At 50.0% G+C, this 20,553-nt stretch carries 16 protein-coding genes; 11 read left to right on the top strand and 5 right to left on the bottom strand.

What is annotated here, in order from left to right; all coding sequences use genetic code 11:
• Positions 1 to 94 precede the first annotated feature (94 nt).
• A complete protein-coding gene (locus AC0YN3_RS28270) occupies positions 95 to 1,576 on the bottom strand; it encodes an FAD-dependent oxidoreductase (RefSeq protein ID WP_475778247.1) in 1,482 nt (493 codons plus the stop codon).
• A gap of 189 nt (positions 1,577 to 1,765) precedes the next feature.
• On the opposite strand from AC0YN3_RS28270, the gene AC0YN3_RS28265 reads away from it, so the two are divergent.
• Together AC0YN3_RS28265 and AC0YN3_RS28260 are read left to right on the top strand one after the other, a co-directional pair.
• On the top strand, positions 1,766 to 2,584 hold the full coding sequence (locus AC0YN3_RS28265) for an AraC family transcriptional regulator (RefSeq protein WP_475778246.1): 819 nt from the start codon (positions 1,766 to 1,768) through the stop codon (positions 2,582 to 2,584).
• Positions 2,585 to 2,727: 143 nt separating this feature from the next.
• On the top strand, positions 2,728 to 3,642 hold the full coding sequence (locus AC0YN3_RS28260) for an NAD(P)-dependent alcohol dehydrogenase (RefSeq protein ID WP_475778245.1): 915 nt from the start codon (positions 2,728 to 2,730) through the stop codon (positions 3,640 to 3,642).
• A 12-nt stretch (positions 3,643 to 3,654) separates the two neighbouring features.
• Here the strand turns inward: AC0YN3_RS28260 and AC0YN3_RS28255 are convergent, their stop codons facing one another.
• The gene (locus tag AC0YN3_RS28255; protein WP_475778244.1) at positions 3,655 to 5,115 is read right to left on the bottom strand and encodes an MFS transporter; all 1,461 of its coding nucleotides are present in this window, start codon (positions 5,113 to 5,115) and stop codon (positions 3,655 to 3,657) included.
• Between the two features lie 186 nt (positions 5,116 to 5,301).
• On the opposite strand from AC0YN3_RS28255, the gene AC0YN3_RS28250 reads away from it, so the two are divergent.
• From AC0YN3_RS28250 to AC0YN3_RS28220, 7 genes are all read left to right on the top strand, one after another.
• Positions 5,302 to 5,925 (top strand): hypothetical protein, encoded by a 624-nt coding sequence (locus AC0YN3_RS28250; protein WP_475778243.1) that lies wholly within the window; start codon positions 5,302 to 5,304, stop codon positions 5,923 to 5,925.
• Positions 5,926 to 6,114: 189 nt separating this feature from the next.
• Complete coding sequence (locus tag AC0YN3_RS28245) at positions 6,115 to 8,772, top strand: winged helix-turn-helix domain-containing protein (RefSeq protein WP_475778242.1); 2,658 nt, start codon at positions 6,115 to 6,117, stop codon at positions 8,770 to 8,772.
• Positions 8,773 to 8,950: 178 nt separating this feature from the next.
• Entirely contained in the window at positions 8,951 to 9,922 is a 972-nt protein-coding gene (locus AC0YN3_RS28240) for an NAD(P)-dependent alcohol dehydrogenase (RefSeq protein ID WP_475778241.1), read from the top strand.
• Between the two features lie 72 nt (positions 9,923 to 9,994).
• The gene (locus tag AC0YN3_RS28235; RefSeq protein WP_475778240.1) at positions 9,995 to 11,014 is read left to right on the top strand and encodes a glycoside hydrolase family 43 protein; all 1,020 of its coding nucleotides are present in this window, start codon (positions 9,995 to 9,997) and stop codon (positions 11,012 to 11,014) included.
• 286 nt (positions 11,015 to 11,300) lie between these two features.
• Complete coding sequence (locus tag AC0YN3_RS28230; RefSeq protein WP_475778239.1) at positions 11,301 to 12,296, top strand: cell wall hydrolase; 996 nt, start codon at positions 11,301 to 11,303, stop codon at positions 12,294 to 12,296.
• Between the two features lie 407 nt (positions 12,297 to 12,703).
• Positions 12,704 to 13,798 (top strand): glycosyltransferase family 2 protein, encoded by a 1,095-nt coding sequence (locus AC0YN3_RS28225; protein ID WP_475778238.1) that lies wholly within the window; start codon positions 12,704 to 12,706, stop codon positions 13,796 to 13,798.
• Positions 13,795 to 14,409 carry a glycerol-3-phosphate acyltransferase gene (locus AC0YN3_RS28220; RefSeq protein ID WP_475778237.1) on the top strand — a complete coding sequence of 205 codons (615 nt, stop codon included), beginning with the start codon at positions 13,795 to 13,797 and terminating at the stop codon, positions 14,407 to 14,409. The genes AC0YN3_RS28225 and AC0YN3_RS28220 overlap by 4 nt, the downstream gene beginning before the upstream one ends.
• A 206-nt stretch (positions 14,410 to 14,615) precedes the next feature.
• Here AC0YN3_RS28220 and AC0YN3_RS28215 read toward each other — a convergent pair whose 3' ends face one another.
• Positions 14,616 to 15,245, bottom strand: a complete 630-nt coding sequence (locus AC0YN3_RS28215; protein WP_475778236.1) for a transmembrane-type terpene cyclase — start codon at positions 15,243 to 15,245, stop codon at positions 14,616 to 14,618.
• Between the two features lie 167 nt (positions 15,246 to 15,412).
• On the opposite strand from AC0YN3_RS28215, the gene AC0YN3_RS28210 reads away from it, so the two are divergent.
• A complete protein-coding gene (locus tag AC0YN3_RS28210; protein WP_475778235.1) occupies positions 15,413 to 16,207 on the top strand; it encodes a TetR/AcrR family transcriptional regulator in 795 nt (264 codons plus the stop codon).
• Between the two features lie 186 nt (positions 16,208 to 16,393).
• Here AC0YN3_RS28210 and AC0YN3_RS28205 read toward each other — a convergent pair whose 3' ends face one another.
• Positions 16,394 to 17,182, bottom strand: a complete 789-nt coding sequence (locus AC0YN3_RS28205) for an ABC transporter permease (RefSeq protein ID WP_475778234.1) — start codon at positions 17,180 to 17,182, stop codon at positions 16,394 to 16,396.
• Positions 17,179 to 18,066, bottom strand: a complete 888-nt coding sequence (locus AC0YN3_RS28200; RefSeq protein ID WP_475778233.1) for an ATP-binding cassette domain-containing protein — start codon at positions 18,064 to 18,066, stop codon at positions 17,179 to 17,181. The genes AC0YN3_RS28205 and AC0YN3_RS28200 overlap by 4 nt, the downstream gene beginning before the upstream one ends.
• Positions 18,067 to 18,560: 494 nt before the next feature.
• Here AC0YN3_RS28200 and AC0YN3_RS28195 point away from each other — a divergent pair, with 494 nt between their 5' ends.
• A complete protein-coding gene (locus tag AC0YN3_RS28195) occupies positions 18,561 to 20,480 on the top strand; it encodes a serine hydrolase domain-containing protein (protein WP_475778232.1) in 1,920 nt (639 codons plus the stop codon).
• Positions 20,481 to 20,553: the final 73 nt, after the last annotated feature.

Here is a 20,553-nt window from a genome sequence, read left to right as displayed (position 1 = left end):
ACCTTGTAACCATTGCAGGTTTGACTAACGTTCTGTAGGATACCGGCCAAACGAACCGCTTCTTTTGTTTGGCCGTGCCATCCCAATCATTTCGTTACAGCACTTGGCCATCTTGGATCAATCGTTCACGCAGTTGTCCGTATTGCACGGCCTGCACGCTGCTGCCTGCTTCGATCGCTAGCGCCGCAGCGGTTGCCGCGGATTGCCCGAGCGCCATGAATACGGGCTCCATCCGAATCGAGCCGTAAGCGATATGAGAGGAGGACAAGCAGACGGGCACGAATAGATTGACGCACTCGGATTCCTTTGGCACGATCGAGCGATAGCTTATCGGATAGGGGGCGTCCAGCCCGATTTGCACGTCGCCTTCATTCACGACGAATCCGTCTTTATTCACATGGCGCTGGACATTGTGCGAGTCCATGGTATAGGAACCCATTGCGACGCTGTCCGCAACGGGCGATCTGAGGAAAAGATGGTTTTCGTTCATTACGAAATCGCTTATCATTCTTCTGGATTCCCGGATATATAACTGCGGGGTCCAGTGGGCGTTATCCGTAAATTCATCCAGCGGAAGTCCCCACTCCTTGTAAAAGTCGCGAATGCCTTCAGGTATGCGCGGATGATTCTGCAGCGTCCAGACGAGACCTTTTTGATAGGCTTCATGGTCAGCGGCGATACATGCTCTTTCCGAATAACCAGCCTCGGGATAATCGTAATTGAAGCCGATGAAGTCGGTTGAAAAACCGTTGTCGTTGTTGGAGTCGGTCTTGCGGTTAGGCAGCATTCGCAATTTGAAAAAGACGGTTTGCCCGCATTCCGCAGCACGAAACATTAACTCGTATTGCCGCTCGTCGTACTGTGCTGGCTTATCGATCATGACGCGATTGCTCGGATCATCGGTTAGACACATGCGGTAGCAGTAGGCTTGCTGGCGATGGTCGCCTTCTCCGTCTTCACCGCCGGCATCCGGATTGACGCCTGGCAGCAGGCCGCTCGCTGGATTGCCTTTCACGACATAGGGATCGATGCCATTCGGCAATTGATTCTTCAAAGCGGTGGCTGTCTGAATGCCATTGTAAGACTCCCCATATACATGGCCCGCTTCACGGCCGGCAGCATAAGAAACTCCGGCAGCTTTCATGAGATCGCCTTCATAAGTAGCATCGATGAACATGCGGCCTTTAATCTCTTTTCCAGATTCCAACCGAATGGATTCGATGCGAGAGGCAGACGTTGCAGCGCCATTCGTTTGCAATAGCCGCTCGCGATAAAGGACCTCGATCGCTTCATTCTCTATCCAATCTAGAAACACGGCCAGCGCTATTTTGGGTTCAAACATCCATACGGGGTTTTGCTGTCGGTACTTCTGCCCAACTTGCTCGTAAAATGACAACGAAATGCCGCCGATTGCTGCCGTCTGGCCGAAGTCGGTATCGCCAAGCCCTCCGCTGCTTAACCCGCCAAGCCGTCCAGAAGGCTCGATGATGACAGAGGTTAAGCCCATTCGTTTGGCCTGAACGGCCGCAGCAATTCCCGCAGACGTTCCGCCGTAAATGACAAGATCGTAGTTCATCGTAAACATCCTCCAATTCGTTTGTACAAATCAATGATTCCAATTGAGTATTAATAGTGGTGGATCTTCGGGGAATGGAATAATTGTGCTAGAATTATTGTATACGAATCCGCTATGCCAAGACGATTAACGAATCTATTATGTTTGTATAAATCTACACTCGAAATCAAAGGGAGGCGATGAGCGCAAATGATTGCACTATTCGGAGCAGGTTTTGATGACCGGGATCCAAGCTGGAAGCGCCAACGATCAAAAACAACGGCATGCGCATTAGCGCTGATCATTTCAGGCAAGCTTGTTTATCGAATTGATGGCGTAACCCTGCAATTAAGCAAGGGAGACCTGCTTTTCATTCCTGAAGGAAGGATGAGAGAGGCTTTCCATTCGGATCAGGATCACCATCAAAAATATTGGGCTACCTTCGTGATGGATGAAGCGGGTGCGGGGATGCTGCCGATGCTTGATCAGCAAGTTCCAATAGTCGTGAAGACGGGGCAATACGAATATATGAAGCAGCGATTCGCGCAGCTCATTCAGCAATGGATGGGCAAGCTGCCCTACTACGAGCCAATAAGTGCCGCTACGCTAACCGACATGCTTGGGCGTATGAATCGCGAGCTGGATGCGAAGCAATACCCGTCTCCAATGCTGAAGATCGTTGCGCGCATTCAAGATTACGTGCTAACCCATTATCGCGAAGACATTCGGGTTGACCATCTGGCGATGCTTGTTGGCCGCTCGCCAAACTATGTATCTACGTTGTACCGAAGGCTGACCGGCAGCTCTTTGAAGGAATATATCCACCAGGTGAAGGTGTCCGCTGCGCGTGATTTGCTGTATCACCATCAGGTTACGATTGGGCAAGCAGCCGAATATGTGGGCTTTTGCGATCAGGCTTATTTCAATCGCGTATTTAAAAAGGTGTACGGGTTTCCGCCGTCGATCCTATTGAAGGAGCGCAACCGTATCATGAAGCCGAAAGGGGATATTTCAATCGAGCAGCATTAAAGGATAACGTTTGAGTCGTATTCGGAGCCAAGGCCGGTCATTTAAACAAGCGTGATGAACGAAACCATTATCATACTTAAGTAGCTATAAACGAAGTGGTGGAGCACCTATACTATTTGCAAATGGAAGCAAGGAGGGAAGTCATGAAAGCAATCATTTGCACGGAATACGGCTCGCCTGACGTTCTAAAGCTCCGGGAGGTCGAAAAGCCTGTTCCCGAGGATAATGAAATATTGGTGAGAGTATTTGCGACAACGGTAACTTCAGGGGATTGCAGAGTAAGAAGCTTCAAAAGCCCGGCTTTGTTCTGGCTGCCCATGAGAGCCGTATTGGGCTTCAGGAGACCGCGAAAGCCGATTCTTGGAGTAGAGCTGGCTGGTGAAGTCGCAGCGATTGGAAAAAATGTGACGCGTTTTAAGCAAGGCGATCAAGTATACGCCTTAACAGGGATGAGATTCGGCGGATATGCCGAATACGCCTGTCTTTCTGAATCCGGGATGGTAGCTAAGAGGCCGGCTAATGTGTCCTGCGACGAAGCGGCTGCCTTGGCATTCGGGGGCACAACCGCCCTTCATTTTTTTAGAAAAGGGAATATTGGCAGCGGTCAAAACGTCCTCGTTTATGGCGCTTCCGGCGCGGTAGGAACCGCTGCTGTGCAACTGGCGAAGCATTTTGGCGCACAGGTTACGGCTGTATGCAGCGCCACGAACATCGATTTGGCAAAGTCCCTGGGAGCGGATATAGCGATTGATTACAAAACAGAGGATTTTACGGAGAAAGGGGAGCTTTATGACCTTGTATTCGATGCCGTTGGCAAGCTTTCGCGGTCAGCTGCCAAAAAAGCCCTTGCTCCCAATGGGACATACGTATCCGTCGAGGGGCAAGGGATGGCAAAGGAGAGAATTGAAGATTTATTGTTAATCAAAGAGCTGGTTGAAAAAGGGGAGCTGAAGCCTGTCATTGACAGGCGTTACCCGTTGTCAGATACGGCGGAAGCCCATAGATATGTGGAAACAGGACGCAAAAAAGGAAATGTAGTCATTACAATCGTCCAATAGGGAGTTCGGCAATCAGGACATCGGCGCATGATCTCTTTGCCTGCTGGCGACGATGAAAGCAGCAAAGATTAGCAGGACGATGCCTGTAAATAAAAAACCTTCGGTGATGTTGAAGGGCAGCCATCCGAGCGTGGAAGATCCGGCAACCACGCCAAGCGAGAAGAAGGCGTAGAAGTAGCCGTAAGCTTTCCCGCGCAGCTCGGCGGGCACTGCATTGATAAGCATCGTATTGACCGATGGGAACAAAAAGGCGAATCCCACCCCATATAAGCCTAAAACAAAGTAAAGCGCCAATGTTGTCGTCGATTGGCTGATCAGCAGCTGGCTAACGCCCATTAATCCTATACCGATTGCCATCGTGTGCGATGAAGCAACAAGGTCAAAGATCCGGTTCGTGGGAAGCACGAAAATAAGTACGGCAATAATCCCGAACGTGCTCATGAGCGTGCCGCTTAATCTCGAATCGTATCCAAGCGTTTGAACGTGCAGGGGCAGCAAATACGCAATGACGCCTTGTGAAAACATTAAGAAAAAGGCACCGCCATAAGCCTTAAGCACGCCAGCATTGAAGAGAGAGCCTGTTGAGGCAGGTACGGCCGTGTCTTTTTCTTTCCGGGCAATGGCATATGTTCTAAGAAATATAGCCGAAAGGACCGAGAGGGAGAATCCTAGCAGGGCTACGCATGTAAAGACGAAGGGCACAGAAGTTTTACTGGCCATTATCCCGCTGAATGCCGGTCCGATTATGGCTGCAAGCCCGACAAAAGTGCCGGTAAAGGCGACTTTTTTGCCCTGCTGGTCATTCATAGTCGTATTGGCTGAGAATGTGAAAGCAGCGGGTACGATTAGACCGGCAACAAAGCCGTGCAGAATGCGAACAAGGATAAGAACGAGCGGTTGATCAACGAGCTGGTAAAGAAGCAGAGCGCCGCTTGACAGCACCAGACCGACCATCAATATTTTGAAAGGCCCAACTTTGTCGGTCAGAATGCCGGATAAAATATTGCCTGCCGTATTGGCTAGCGAATATAGGGCAATTACAAAGCCTACAACAAATGAACTGGCGCCGACGGATGCGGCGAATGTGCTCATGACCGGCAGCTGCGAGAATAGATCGAAAAAAGAGAAAAATACGATGCTGTATACAAGCAGCGCATAGTTGAAGGGCCTTACGCTATATTTGGCAAGCGCCTTCTTCAACTGCCAGTCCAGCAAAAAGTTGCCGAAAGGAACAAAAGCTGCAATAACGGCTGCGGCAGGCCAAAGGATGCTCCATTTCACCCGAATGGCTGCATAAAGAATAGCAAGCGCATAGAAGGTGAAAATGCCGCCGTGAATGCTGCCGACGATCGTTACTGCTTTCTCGATTCCCCATATATATTTCAAAGGCATGGCGATACTGAGCAATACTAATAATGAAATACCATCTAATAGACCCGTAATACGTAAAATGTTGATTGGATGTGCCCGCACTTTATATGCTCCTAGTTTATATTTTGGATGGGAATACTCTATTCTAACATGATATGAGGCGACTAAATACGCCCCGAAATGGGAACATTCTGAGAACTCCTTCTTTATGCGCGAAATTCAATTGCATCATGTGATTTCCAGCCGCTGCTTCTAGATGGTATGATAGGAAGCAGGGGGGACAAGCTGATGAATAATGAGACAACTAACGAGGAAATAAACGGCAAGCAAGAACCGATGTCCGAGGAGAAATGGGCCGAGCTGATAAAGGCTGTTCACCACAACGGCATTATCGCTTTAAAAATGCACTTTAACGAAGTTGAAGGGCAAGTGCTGAATATGGAAGCGTACGGCCCTGTTTTTGTTTTTCATGTGAAAGATGAATCGTCGAATGTATATGCCTGCGGCTTTTTTCTGCGCGAGTTGATCGCGAGATTCCAATCGGGCAACGCACCTGATGTATGGATGTCTTCCTTCTTCACCGATCTGATGGAAATCGAGGGTGGGAAACCGCTTCCGAAGCCGGCTGCGAGCGAAGATGAGGCAAAAGCAATTATCGACAACATTCTCGTACCGCAGTGCATCAAGGCAGTCCGTGAGGAATTTGCCCCTGAGCAGGTACATGCAGGTTTAGCATGGAACGAAGACCACGGTCCGGTCTTTGAAGCCGGCTTCCCAGCTATCACAGATGGAAATAACGTATGTGCAATTCCGTTACATTTATTGCTGACGCATTTGCAGCTGAACCGAGATCCAGCCGAGCTGCTGTTGCAAGGGTTGTACGGTATTCGAGAACAGCATGGTATTGAATAAAAAGATATGCAGCCGAGAAGCCATTCTCACAAACATCCCACGCAACCTTTAAAGGTTGCGTTTTTAATTGCATGCGCCCTTGCCAAACGATTTTGCTGCAAGCCGTTACCACGCAAAAGAAACGTTCCATCGTTGCCCCATTCGGTTCTGTTGTTGACGTCACAGAAACTAGGTTATTATAATCAGCTTATGAACATACCCATCATATCCACGAAATTATATATCCCGCCGCAGAGGCCTAAGACGGTTACGCGTTCCCGATTAATCGAAAGGTTGAACGAGGGTCTTCCTCGTAAACTGACGCTCATCTCCGCATCTGCCGGATTTGGCAAAACAACGCTGGCAACGGAGTGGCTTGCAACCTGTAAACAGCCTGCAGCATGGCTATCGCTGGACGAAGAAGACAATGATCCCGCAAGGTTTTTCACTTATGTATACGCTGCTTTGCAGACCGTAGGGGTACATGTCGGAGCAGGCTTGCTTGCCGTGCTCCAATCTCCGCAATTACCGCCAATCGAATCGATTCTCGCTTCCTTATTGAATGAAATCGCGCTCGCACCGCAGCCTTTTATTTTCGTTCTTGATGATTATCATGTGATTGATGCTCAGCAAGTCGAGCAGGGCCTTGCCTATTTAATCGAGCATATGCCGCCGCAAATGCATATGGTCATTGCCTCTCGACATGATCCTCGCCTCCCTTTGGCCCGGCTGCGCGCCCGTGGGCAATTGACGGAGCTGAGAGTGCCGGACATGAGGCTTACGTCCTCCGAAGCAACCGGATTTCTTACTCAAGCTATGGGGCTTACGCTTTCGGCGGCCCATATCAGCCTGCTCGAAGCGAAGACGGAAGGGTGGATTGCCGGATTGCAGCTAGCTGCGATCTCGCTGCATGGCCATGCCGATGCTGCCGGATTTATTCAATCCTTCACGGGCAGCCATCGCTTCGTACTGGATTATCTAATAGAAGAAGTCCTTGAGCGGCAATCACCGAGCATGCAAAGGTTTCTGCTGTGCACGGCGATCCTAGACCGGATGTGCGGCTCGTTGTGCGCTGCGGTGCTGAGCCATGACCCAGCTGCTCCGCAGCAGCCTATGCTGGAAGAGCTCGAACGAGCTAATTTGTTTATCGTTCCGCTGGACAACGAAGGGCGCTGGTATCGTTATCACCATCTTTTTGCCGATTTGCTGCGGAAGCGGTTGACCGATCATAACTATTCAGCTGACCGTAAGTTCGAGGTGACAGCAGCAGAGCTTCATACACGTGCCAGCGTTTGGTATGAGGAGCATGGTCTAGACCATGAGGCGTTTCATCATGCAGCCGCGGCAGGCGATACGGAGCGGGCAGCCCGGTTAGTAGAGGGAGCAGGGATGCCGCTGCATTTCCGAGGAGCTGCCGCTGCCGTACGGAGATGGTTGGAATCGCTGCCAGCCCAAGCGATGGATGGGCAGCCCTCGTTGTGGGTGACATTTGCATCGGTTTTATTGTTCGATAGTCAGATTAACGGCGTTGAAGCGAAGCTGCGGGCTGCGGAAGCTGCGCTGCGGGAGGCTGAGCCGAGTGCCGCAAACCGGGATCTTGCCGGACATATTGCTTCCATACGTGCCACATTGGCAGTCAGCCAGCATGACGCAGAAGCAATCATGAACCAATCGCTGCTGGCGCTGGACAATCTGCATCCGGGCAACCTGCCAGTCCGAACCGCGACAACGTGGGCGCTAGGGTATGCTTATCAGCTCCAAGGCGACCGTGCGGCGGCGAAGCAGGCTTATACGAATTCCCTATTAACGAGTGAAGAAATCGGGCATTTCATCATCAGCATTATGGCTGCAATCGGTCTAGGCAGCATACAGGAAGCGGATAACCAGCTCTATTTGGCTGCCCAATCTTATCGGAAGGCGTTGCAGCTGGCAGGAGAACCGCCCCTGTCGATTGCTTGCGAGGCGCATCTTGGGCTTGCCCGAGTACTGTACGAGTGGAATGATTTGGCTGCCGCGGAACAGCATGCAAGGCGCAGTGTTGAACTGGCGAAGCAGATTGAACGGACAGACCGGTTCGTTGCCAGCGAAGTGCTGCTCGCACGGGTGAAGCTTGCGCAAGGCGATGCCGCCTCAGCGATTGCTATTTCGGTTAATGCTGCCAAGCATCACTTTGAGCATCTAACGCCGCAGGTTGCCGGAATTCATGTGCTTGCACAGCTCCGCGAAGGCAAATTAGACGAAGCAGAACGGCTGGCTCAGACTCGGCATATTCCGGTTAGCCAAGCAAGAGTGCTTCTAGCTAAAGGGAACACGGCAGCTGCGCTTCCGCTGCTGGAGCGCTTACTCATGGAAGCTGAAGCAAAGGGGTGGCAGGATGATCGGCTTCAGGTCATGGTTTTGCAGTCTGCTGCCCTCTATGTTCACGGCGATACAAGCAAAGCCGTATCCATGCTGCGTGCTACGCTAGCGATTGCGGAGCCCGAAGGATTCATTCGTATCTTCGTTGATGAAGGTCACGTTATGGCAGCGCTGCTCGCAGAAGCGGCTGCCCAAGGGGACATAACTGACTATGTGAAGAAGCTGCTACCCTTTTTCGATGCGATGACCAAGGCGCAGGCGAACCGCAAGCTTAACTCCCGTGTTCGAACGAGACGGGTTGCCGCTCAGCCGCTTGTCGAGCCGCTGAGCGAGCGTGAAATGAACGTTCTTCACTATATCGCTTTAGGCCTATCCAATCGTGAAATAAGCGAGCGGCTATTCCTTGCTTTAAGCACGGTTAAAGGCTATAACCGAATTATTTTTGACAAACTGCAGGTCGAACGGCGAACAGAAGCAGTAGCCCGTGCGCGCGAGCTGGGACTTCTATAACGTAATGGCCAGTTGATCTCCATATCCATACTTAAGTATCTATCCTTGCAGCCATGACGAAGCTACAATTCTCATATATGGAGCAGCTGGAGCGGACCGTGCAGCGAACGCGTCTTGGTCGCTTTGCGCTATTCGGATTAACAAGCATCCGAACTCGCTCGTACAAGGGGGCTACATCATGAAGGCAATGGTATATTCGAAGTATGGACCGCCTGAGGTCCTGCGGCTTCAGGAGATGGCGAAGCCGGTACCTAAGGACAATGAGGTATTGATCAGGGTATACGCCACGATCGTAACCTCGGCAGATTGCTCCTTCCGCAAAAGCGATCCTTTTTTTACAAGGCTATCCACGGGACTTTTCAGGCCGAAAAACACGGTTTTGGGGACGGAATTGGCCGGGGAAATTGAAGCGGTGGGCAAAGACGTGAAGCGGTTCAAGATAGGCGATCAGGTGTATGCATCTACCGGGACCAGCTTTGGCGCATACGCTGAGTACAAATGCCTGCCCGAAGCGGGGGCTTTGGCGATCAAGCCTGACCATATCAGCTATGGCGAGGCTGCCGCCATTTGCGACGGCGCATTGACTGCACTGCCTTTCCTTCGGGACAAGGCTCGGATTCAAAGCGGGCATAAGGTGCTAGTCAACGGGGCTTCGGGATCAGTCGGGACATTTGCGGTACAGCTTGCCAAACATTTCGGCGCAGAAGTGACGGGAGTTTGCAGCGCTGCGAACTTTGGATTGGTGGAGGCGCTTGGAGCAGACAAACGGATTGATTACGCCAAGGAGGATTTCACGAAATCCGACCAGCGCTACGATATTATTTTTGACACGGTGGGCAAGAGCTCCTTCTCGAGGTGTAAAGGATCACTGAAGGAGCGAGGCGTATACCTCTCGACGGTGCCTTCGCCTGCCGTGCTGCTCCAAATGCTATGGACATCCAAGATCGGCAGCAAGCAGGCAAAGTTTACGGCTACTGGGCTTAGGCCGGCAAACGAGAAGATCAAAGATTTAATCTTCCTCAAATCGCTTAGCGAGGCGGGGGTAATTAGGCCAGCCATAGATCGAAGCTATCCGCTGGAACAGATGGCAGAAGCGCACCGCTATGTCCAGCAGGGGCATAAAAAAGGAAACGTGGTCATAACTTTATAACCGTTCAACCATGTCCGGCCTATTCATGTTACCATTATAAGGGTAACTAATTGATATGGAGGGATGGTTATTATGAACGCGTATCATGATGCATCCGATGCTGCGAACCCCCGGGGAGGGCTAAAGCTTGCCGATATTCCTGCCCATGATCCATTCGTTGTGGCAGACGGAGCCACGCAAACCTATTATTTATATACGGGCGGAAGCCCGAAGCTAAGCGGAATGGAGCGTTATGGCGTGCTCGCCTATAAAAGCCAGGATTTGGCGGAGTGGGAAGGACCATATGTCGTCTTTACCATTCCGGACGGTGCATGGGCGAATCCGCAGCACGGTGCTTGGGCTCCAGAGGTTCACGCATACGGCGGCCGCTATTATTTATTCGTGACGCTCCACAATAATGATAGGAAACTAGCCGGAGAGGGGTACGGAGGTTACCCGCTGCAATGGCGCGGCACTGCCGTTGCTGTGTCTGACTCGTTGGACGGGCCATTCGAGCTCGTGAAGGAGAATGCTCCGATTGTGTCGGAACAGTTGATGACGCTTGACGGCTCGCTGTTTATAGATGACGAAGGAAAGCCATGGATGGTTTACTGCCATGAATGGGTGCAGACGGGCGACGGCACGGTGGAAGCCGTTCGGCTGAATGCGGAGCTTACCGACAGTGAATCTGAGCCCGTTCATTTGTTTAATGGTTCGGAGGCGCCATGGGATAATGGCGAACATCCGCCTGACGGCTCGAAGTCCGTGTACGTGACGGACGGGTGCCAGCTGTACCTCACGAGCGGCAACCGGCTAGTCATGCTCTGGTCAACGTACGACAATGGCAGCTATGTCCAGACCATTGCGCGCTCCCAGACAGGCAAGCTGGAGGGGCCGTGGGAACAGTTGGAGCCGCTGGTTTACGACGACAGCGGGCATGGGATGCTCTTCCGAACGTTCCAGCATGAGTGGATGCTCATCCTTCATTCCCCGTTCCGGATGCCCGACTCTAGATGCAAGCTGTACGAAATGACCGATACCGGAGAAACGTTTACCGTGAAATCGTCAAGGCGCGATCTCGATGGAAGTGGAATTGTAAGCGCTACCGATTGAGGTGCGTTTTCGCCGAGGAACCATCTCATTTGAGATGGTTTTTTGCGTAAATATAAGACTTTATGGGTTTCACACGATAAACTATATTTCTATTTCTACGAGAAACGGATACCCTCCTCTTGCAGAGGACGGCGAAGCCGTTTTTTCTTGTTTTAGGGCTCTCATTTATTTTTTTTGTGTAATTCTGTGAAAATGTTAATCCTACAGGCACATTTAGCTGTGTTATAATTTTGCCCAGAGGTAAGCATTGGCAGTTTAGACCAACTTGTAGTGCTGGGAGGTACGCATGATCAGAGAAGGCCGAAATGTTAACAGGCTTATTATTACAATGGTTTTGGGAATGCTACTGCTTTGCAGCGGACCATTGTCTATCGTCTCGGCAGGAGAAGCGGTGCCAGCGAGTGCCGTGACGATCAAACAAAATGGCAAGATCGTGAAGATGACCGATCCTGCGTTCATGCTGAATGGGATGCTATATGCCCCTGCGGCACGCATTGCCGAATTGCTCGGAGCCACGTCGAGCTGGGATAAAATCAATGATGAAGCAAAGATACATACGGCATTAGGCGATACCATTATTATGGGTAACGGAGTACCCGTCGTATATTTTAACGAAGACCGTTACCGTCTGGACGGAGCTCCGGTCTTGAAGGATGGCAGATTATATGCGCCATTGCGCCAGCTGTCGGAATTACTGCACGCTGACGTTCAGCTGAATGCCGAAGCGGATGTTGTGGATTTGATCACCGTACAGCCAGTGGTTATTACGCAAGAATATGGGCTTGAAGACATTAGCAAGGAGCAAGGCAGCAGCAAATCAGAGCTATTGAAGCGAAATGAGCTGGATGGGAAGGCAGTCATCCAGTCCGGAACGAAGCTGAAGGTCGTCATCCCTTCCGTTTTTGACAAGCCGGTTAAGCCTTTTACGGAGTCGGATCTTCAGTTGCTTGCCAAGATTACGATGGTTGAAGCGGGCTATGAGTCCTATGAAGGGCAGCTTGCCTTGGCAAATGTCATTCTTAATCGGGTGAAGAGCGCAAGCTTCCCGGATACGATACGTGATGTCATCTATTCAGGCAAACAATTCCCTCCTGCCCATAACGGCTTGCTGGATAAGAGTAAACCGAATGCAAGCGTGCTGCGTGCCGCGAAGGATGCCCTGAACGGGAAAAACAATGTTGAGAACGCCGTCTATTTCTTTAATCCAAATGTATCCAAAGGCGCTTTCTGGTCAAGTTTGGATGTTATTGTGACAATCGGCCATCATAGCTTCGCAAGATAGGAAAAACCGTTATGGCGAATAAGCCATAACGGTTTTTTGTTTAATATATAAGGATGTATATGTTTTCACCTATACATGTGCTTATCTATCTCCGCGAAACGACTGCTTTTGCCACAGAGGACGGCGACAGCCGTTTACGCTTGAAAGATAGGAAAGTATATTCTTAGGCGATACATGCTCTATATTTCTCGGAATGAATCACGCCGCGCCGCCAAAGGACGGCGGAGCCGTTTCGCCTTGGCGTATAGGAAAGGATATGAGTTTGCTCTTCTCTATGCGTTTCGCCGAAACGGTGGCGTCCATAGAAAGGACGCCGTCAGGCGTTTCTTCTTAAATAATAATGTTAGCAGGTTGCTCTTATAATGGGCATCATTCCCTCATATATAACTATAGAGGGGGGAAAAGAAATGTGGATAACCATGCTCCTGCTGCTCGGCTGCCTGTCTGCTTTTATCGTGTTCAGGAAAAATACAATACCCGTATCGGACGAAACCGGTCATAGGTCGAGGAAGCTTTCCGTGATCATTCCGGCTAGAAATGAACAATTTAATTTGCCTTATCTGCTGGACTCCCTCCAGTCACAAACGTACCAGCCCTTTGAAGTTATCGTCGTGGACGACTTCTCGACCGATAGGACGAGAGAAATAGCGGAAAGCTACGGCGTCAAGGTCATTGCGGGCACTAGCCTGCCGCATGGCTGGACGGGAAAAAGCTGGGCGGTATGGAACGGTTATTTGCATGCCAAAGGAGACGCGTTCGCTTTTTTGGATGCGGATATCAGACTTTCCCCACAAGCGCTAGCGTTGTTAATGCGGGCAAGGGAGCGCTCTAAGGGAGTCATATCGGTCGTTCCGTTCCATCAAACGGAGAAGCTGTATGAGAAGCTTGCGCTCATTATGAATATATTAGGCATATTTGCGTTCACGTCCGTTTTCGAGAGAAGCAATCCTCAAAAAGGCGTTTATGGCTCTTGCATCCTAGCTTTAAGAGAAGACTACGAGGCGATTAATGGGCATGAGAGCGTCAAATCCGAGGTATTGGATGATTTGCTTATCGGATCGAAATTTATGGAGGCGGGCATTCCGGTCACCAATTTCATCGGATATGGCTTAGTCTCCTTCAGAATGTATCCAACAGGCATACGAAGCCAAATCGAAGGCTTTAGCAAAGGCGCTATTTTAAGCACGGGTACGCTTAGCCTTTGGACGGTCGTTCCCATCGCGATTTGGACGATCGGTCTCCTGCTGTCGAATGCGGTATGGCTGTTCATCAATACCCCATGGACGTTGCCGTTAATGATCGGCTACCTCATTTATATGCTGCAATTGTTCTATTTCGCTAAGTACGTAGGCGTTTTTGGCATTCTGATTCCAGTGTTCCATTTCATTTCTTCCCTGTTCTTTCTCATCGTAATGGGTTATTCGCTATATCAGGTCGTTGTACTCGGCAAAGTGAAATGGAAAGGCAGGTATGTCAAAGTAAGAGGCAGGCGGGGATCATGATGATCGTGCTGGCCGCATGCTTCTTTCTTTCCGGCTCCCTCATGTTCTCCTATTGGATCGCTCTGCTGCGCAAGAAAAACCTGAGAGCCGTAGGCGACGGAAACCCGGGAGCGATGAACCTCTGGAAGTCTGCCGGTTATAAATTTGGCGCTGCAGGCATTCTGCTGGACTTTCTGAAAGGCTATCTTCCGCTGCTGTTCATCACCGGAAGTGGTTACAGCGAAGGCATGCTAATCGTTCCGCTTGCATTGGCACCTATAGCTGGGCACGCTTTCAGCCCTTTTCTAAAGGGGAAGGGGGGCAAGGCGATTGCAGTAACCTTCGGAGTATGGAGCGCCATAACGGCGTTCGAGGCGGCGCTCGCCTATGCGATCATTCTCGCGCTGCTTGCGGCAGTGAAACGCTGGCTGTACCGCAGCAAGCGGCACTCAGCGCAAACGGACGGTTTACAGGTTGTCTTTGGCATGCTGCTTCTCTACTTCTATTTGTGCGCAAGGACGTTCCCAGCCGCGATACGATGGGTATGGCTTGGAAATATGGCCATTCTCGTATATACCCATAGGTTTGAAATTAGGTCAGGGCTGAAAAAAGTGCTCGCGAGGGGCAAGTGAGGCAAGTTAAGATACAAGCCAGCAAGCTTGATGATTGTTGACAGCGTAGGATGCTGTTCACCATTGCCGTCGTTAATCTGTGTATCACACGGTCATGGCAATCTATCACCGGGTACCGCCAAGCGGAATAAGGCGCGAGGCAAGAAGCGCATGAAGAATGAACCCAGGCTCAAGCGGCCTGGGTTCATTCTTCATGCGTTTGAGGTTTAAGCAGGTTTGGGTACCGTGCTAACGGTTCTGCGATACACGAGCAGAATATAGAGGATGTCCAGCATAAAAATCAAAACATACATAATCATGAGCAACACTGATTGCGGATCAAGCGCAAAGCAGATGACGGAGGCACAGAGCGTTCCTATCATTTTGAAATAAGCGATTGAAAGGGATTGCCCCTGGAGCTCGTTGGCTAGCAGCAGCTTAATAAAAAGGATGGACATCAATAGATTGATGAAAAAGGCCGAATAAATACCCATTTCGTCATCGAATTCAACCGCGCTCCCGTAATGGAGCAGAAACGAAATGACCAGCAAGCCGGCGACGGAAGCATAGATCGTGCGTTTGGGATAAGGTGCTTTGACATACATAAAATACTGGAGCAGGATGACGCAGTCGAGTAAAAACCAGACCAAGGTTACGATTTGTTGAAGCGGATGAAACGGCATGATGAAAGTAAGCAGGAACTCCCATGTGATGTTGGCGCAAATGCAAGCAAGCGGCATTCCGCAGAACTGATCCTTGAATCCTTTATAAATGACGAGAACGTAGGCAACTGTCCAGAATAAAGCAACTCCGAGAAGCAGAAGAAACGTGACGACTAGCGGCAATTGAAGCTCCATTGGGTAATGACCGCATCCTTTCCGGGCGTGCTTGTCTATGTATATGATACAAGCTATTCGAGTAGACCATGGCAGGAGGGCAATCTACGAGGTTAGGGCTAGTTGTGATATACTGTCTATCAGGTATACAATTACGCGGACGGTTCGTTTTCGGGGGGCAGGCAGTTATGCAAAACAATGAGCATATAGATCAGGAAGAACTGAAGGGTTTCCCTAATGGGGCAAAACTCAGCTGGGGAATCGTGCAGCAGTCTAAACGGGGGCCTAAAGGCGAGCTAAGCATCAAAAAGATAGTGGATGCGGCCGTTGCCATTGCCGACAGGGACGGGCTATCCGGCGTATCGATGAGCAGGGTTGCCGCTTCACTCGGTTTTACGACGATGTCCTTATATAGATATATTGCCAGCAAGGACGATCTGCTTCTGCTCATGCAGGATGCGGTATGCGATGTTCCGATCCCTCCTCAAGAAGAGGAAATCGATTGGCGCGCAAGCATGCGGGAGTATGTGAAGGTGTGCATTGCCGTTTTCTGCAATCATCCCTGGTTTGGCGATATTCCGATTTCAAGCGTCCCGATAACGCCTAACAACCTGCAGATCGTCGATTGGCTGCTTAGGTCCATGCGTGACTTTTCCTTGAACGACTATGAAAAAATGTCAATTCTCCTCCTGCTAAGTAGCTATTCGCGTTCAAGCGGAATCATTCAGCGCGACATGCAGCGGACGATTCAATCGGAAGGAACCCCGGATGCTTTTAGCGGTCTTAGCTACAGCAAGGCGCTTAAGCAGCTGGTTAAGGCAGAACGCTTTCCAAGCTTGCATCCTGTAATCATGTCAGGGGCATACACAGGAGAAAACGAGAGCGAGAATACGGTAGGTGATGATTTCGATTTCGGCCTAGAACGAATTCTTGACGGAATTGAGCACTATCTTGTGAGCAAGCAAAAGCAGCAGCTAGACTGAACGGAATTGGACATGCCAAAAGGGCAGTCCCACAAGCCGGCTTTTGAAATTACGGCTCCCTTTTGGTACAAATATCGAAGTCGAAAAAACCTTCAACTCCACTGTGAAAGCGGCGTTGAAGGTTCTTTGTGCATGTTATGGGGTTGGCCATTCGCCATTAACCTCTGGGTCAATGTTACAGTCAGCCTATCTCCGAGCCGTCTTCCGATGAAAGGCCCAATTAGACCAGATAAGGGAGATTAGAATAATGAATAAGCACCAGCCAATCGCAAACCAACCGCTATTTAGAATGGGGGTACCAGTAAGGAGTCCGCGAATCGTTTCGATGACCGGCGTAATCGGCTGATGGTTCGCGATTCCTTGCAGCCAGCTCGGCATGTTATCCGTTGGGACGAAGGCGCTGGACAAGTAAGGCAGGAAAAGCAAGATGAATCCGTAAGCACTAGCTGAGGAAGGACTGCCGGCAATCAGTCCGATTGCCGCGAATAGCCAAGTGAAGGAGAGGATGAACAAAGCGATGATGCCTATGGCTGCGAGCCATTCAAGCAAGCTTGCGGTCGGCTGGAATCCGACAAGCAGCGCAACCCCGACAACAACCCCTGTTGCGAATAGGTTGCGTGCGAGGCTCGCGATAACATGGCCGGTGACTACGCTCATGCTCCGAATCGGCATAGTCCGAAACCGATCGACGATACCGTTAGTCATATCCATGGACACATCGACTGCCGTACTGGATGAGCCGAATCCGGCGCAGAGCAGAATAATGCCGGGAACGACATAGTTAACGTAATTTCCGGTTGGATCAATGGACCCTCCGAATACATAGGTAAAGAGCAGCATGAGCATGACAGGCAGCATGATCGCCATAATCAATGCTTCAACGTTGCGTAAGCTATGCCGTATGCTGCGACCGATAAAGACGGCATTCGTCGTGGAAAAAGTAGCTCTCTTGATTGGGGTGCTTGCATTCATCATGATTGGGCACTCTCCAATTCTCGGGTAGTGAGTGAGATAAAGACATCATCCATGCTCGGTTTACGGATGCTTACGCGCATATTAGGCGAGAGGCTTTGCGTTAACTCGTTCAAGGTTTGGTTAATGTCCAGCAAGGTGCCGTTTGTAGCTGCGGTGCGGACTATTTCATCATTTTCGTTGCGAATTTCAATAACTTCGCCGCCGATGCTGGACTTTAACGACTTCGCCGTTCCGGTCGCAACTACGCGCCCGCTGTCAATCACGGTGATGATATCCGCGAGCTGATCGGCTTCCTCTAAGTACTGAGTCGTCAGAAAGACGGTGATGCCTTGTTCTTTCAGCTGAAGGATGATCTGCCACAAGGAGCGTCTGCTAGTCGTGTCAAGCCCTGTCGTCGGTTCATCGAGAAACAGAATGGGGCGCTTGACCACGAGGCTGATCGCAATATCAAGCCGCCTTCGCATGCCTCCCGAATAGGTTTTGACGCGTTTTTTAGCGGCTGCTACAAGATCGAAATAGCGCAGCAGCTCATCTGTGCGGCTTCGTGATTCCGCAGCCGTCAAGCCAGAGAGCCGGCAGATCATGCGCAAGTTTTCTTCGCCCGTTAATACTTCGTCGACTGCGGCAAATTGGCCGGTCAGGCTGATCGATTGCCTCACCATTTCCTTGTCGGTAGCGAGATCATAGCCGGCAATCTTTACATAGCCTTCATCCTGATCGAAGAGCGTGGATAAAATGTGGATCAAGGTCGTCTTGCCTGCTCCGTTAGGTCCCAGAAGAGCATAAATCGTGCCGGAGGGAACTTGAATGTCAATTCCGTCAAGCACAACCTGATTGCCGAATTTTTTGCGAAGTCCAATCGTTTCAATGGCGAGCGTACTCATATTTTCCTCCTCTTAAATAGTGTATTATATAAACAGTATATGATGCACTCAGTTATAATACAACTATTCATGAGAGGTGTTTTAAAAAGATCAGAAGGTGCTATAGGCTTGCAAATAATTGCTCCGTTTTCAATAAGCCTTGTTGGCGCTTCTCCAAGCTTCGATTCTCCATGCCGGTGAAGATATACCATTTGAGATTCCGTACTCCTATTTTACGAAAGGTACCGCGGAACATGATTTTGGTTATTGGATTTCCGAAAGCATCTCCGGAAACCGAAGTCGCCACCGATATTGTTTCCATGCTTCGCCAACGGGACAGTCGCAATCTGAGGAGAGCGCGGGATCTCATTCAGGCAGCTTTTTTTGATTAATGCGGAACAATGTATATTGAAAAATAATATTTGTATGAATTTACTAGATTTCTCAGTCATGCTATATTTGAACTCTGTTTGCTTAAAACGCAGGCAGCCAAGTGGCATGAAAGGGGAAGAAGCATGTTGAAAAAAGCAATCGCAATCTGGTTCGCGGCTATACTCGCTATATCAGGCTGCCTTTCTGCTTTCCCAGGAAGTTCGGTTAATGCAGAGAGCGGCAGAACGACCCCATCCGGTATTCCGATTTCTGGCCTGGAAGCTTTTGTCGATCAATACGTGGACGCTTATATCGGCGAATCAACGGTAGGAGCAGCTATTGTTGTTGTCAAAGACCATGAGGTAGTATTGTCAAAAGGGTACGGCTACGCAGACGTTCAGAACAAAGTACCCGTCAGCCCGGAGAACACCGTATTTGAATGGGGATCGATTAGCAAGCTTGCCGTTTGGACCGCAGTCATGCAATTAGCGGAGAATAACCAATTGGATCTTCAAGCGGATATTCGCACCTACTTGCCTGATCATTTCTTGTCCAAGCTCAAATATGACGAGCCTATTACGATGCTGAATTTAATGAATCATAACGCGGGCTTCGAAGAGTATATGTTCGATATGGCCTATCAATCCCCTGGGGAGGTTCGCCCGCTGGAAGAAGGCTTGCGGCTTGCTGAGCCTGCACAGGTAAGAAGGCCGGGCGAGACAGTCGCGTATTCCAATTACGGGACCTCTTTGGCTGGTTATATCGTTGAGCGAATTACCGGCAAAAAATTTCATGAGTATGTAGATGAGCATATTTTTTCCAAGCTCTCCATGCATCAATCGACCGCTCACCCAACGCTAGAGAACCGTCCAGATCTGATAGCTAGCAAAGCAAAAGGTTATCTGCACGCCGGCCCGTCGTCTTTTACGCCGGCTTCATGGAATTACATGTCGATGTACCCGAACGGCGGCAATAACGGCACGGCTGCAGATATGGCTAAGTTTGCACTGGCATTTATGCCGCAAGCCGGCGAGCAATCTCCTCTTTTCGCCCAGCTAGCTACGATCAGCGAGATGCTCTCTACAAGCTACGCGTCTGATGCAGATATGCCTGGCATTGCGCACGGCTTCTGGGAATACGCAGGCGCGAGTAAAGGAGTCGGGCATGGCGGGAATACCATCGCATTCTCCAGCAATTTTCAGCTTGTGCCGGAGGAGCAGTTCGCTGTCGTAATTCTGACGAACCAATCGGCCGAATCGTCTATCGTTCATGGCTTGATGAAGGAGCTGCTAGGGCAGCGGAGCTACGCGCAATCAGTCGAAGAAATGCCTGACCCGCAGGAGCTGGAAGGCAGTTACGTGACGGCAAGGCGACCATACGAAGGCTTTATGAACGTATATGCCTATCTCACGTTGCTTAAAGTGAGCCCCTTAGCCTCCAATGAAATACGGGTTTCGCTCGCGGGCATGAGCGCGGATTATAAGCAGGTAAAGCCTTACCTCTATGAAAAGGTTCGCGGCGATTCTTCGCTTGACGTGTTTATGCAGCTGCACTTCAAGGTTACGGATCATGCTGTTGACAAAATAACCGCTTACACAACCGAATACCTCCCGCTGCCCAAAGCTAAATCGACCCCGGTGCTTGCCGGTTATGCCGCACTTGCAGCCGTTTCAGTGCTTTACTTTGCCGTGGCGCCGATCGTTATGATTATCCAGTCATTGTTGTTTAGGAAAAAAAACCGATTGAAATCGCGGGAGCAAGCCTTATTCGGCAATATCGTTAGAGGGTTAACGTTGGTTGGAACCGGAATTATCGCGAATAATGTTATTCTAGCCCTTCGCATGCTAAGTAATTATGAACGCGCATATTCGGAAATCGTCGTTCACATTATCATGAATGATATATTTGCCGTTTTGGCTGTCTTTCTGGCAGGCTTATTGATTATGTATGGGTACAAAAAGCATCGGAATGTAACGTTTAAAGAAGCTGCTTTTGCAGGGCTATCTGTTATTTTACTGGCTGTTTTAATTGCCTTGCTCGTTATTTGGCAGTTTTATCGTTAAATTTGCGCATTCCTCTTTCGAAAGGGGACGATTCGTAAATGCAGATTACGTTTTGTACAAAAGGTTGTTTGCT

It is taken from the genome of Paenibacillus sp. J22R232 (assembly GCF_056269165.1).
This window is presented reverse-complemented; position numbering and strand designations above follow the sequence as displayed.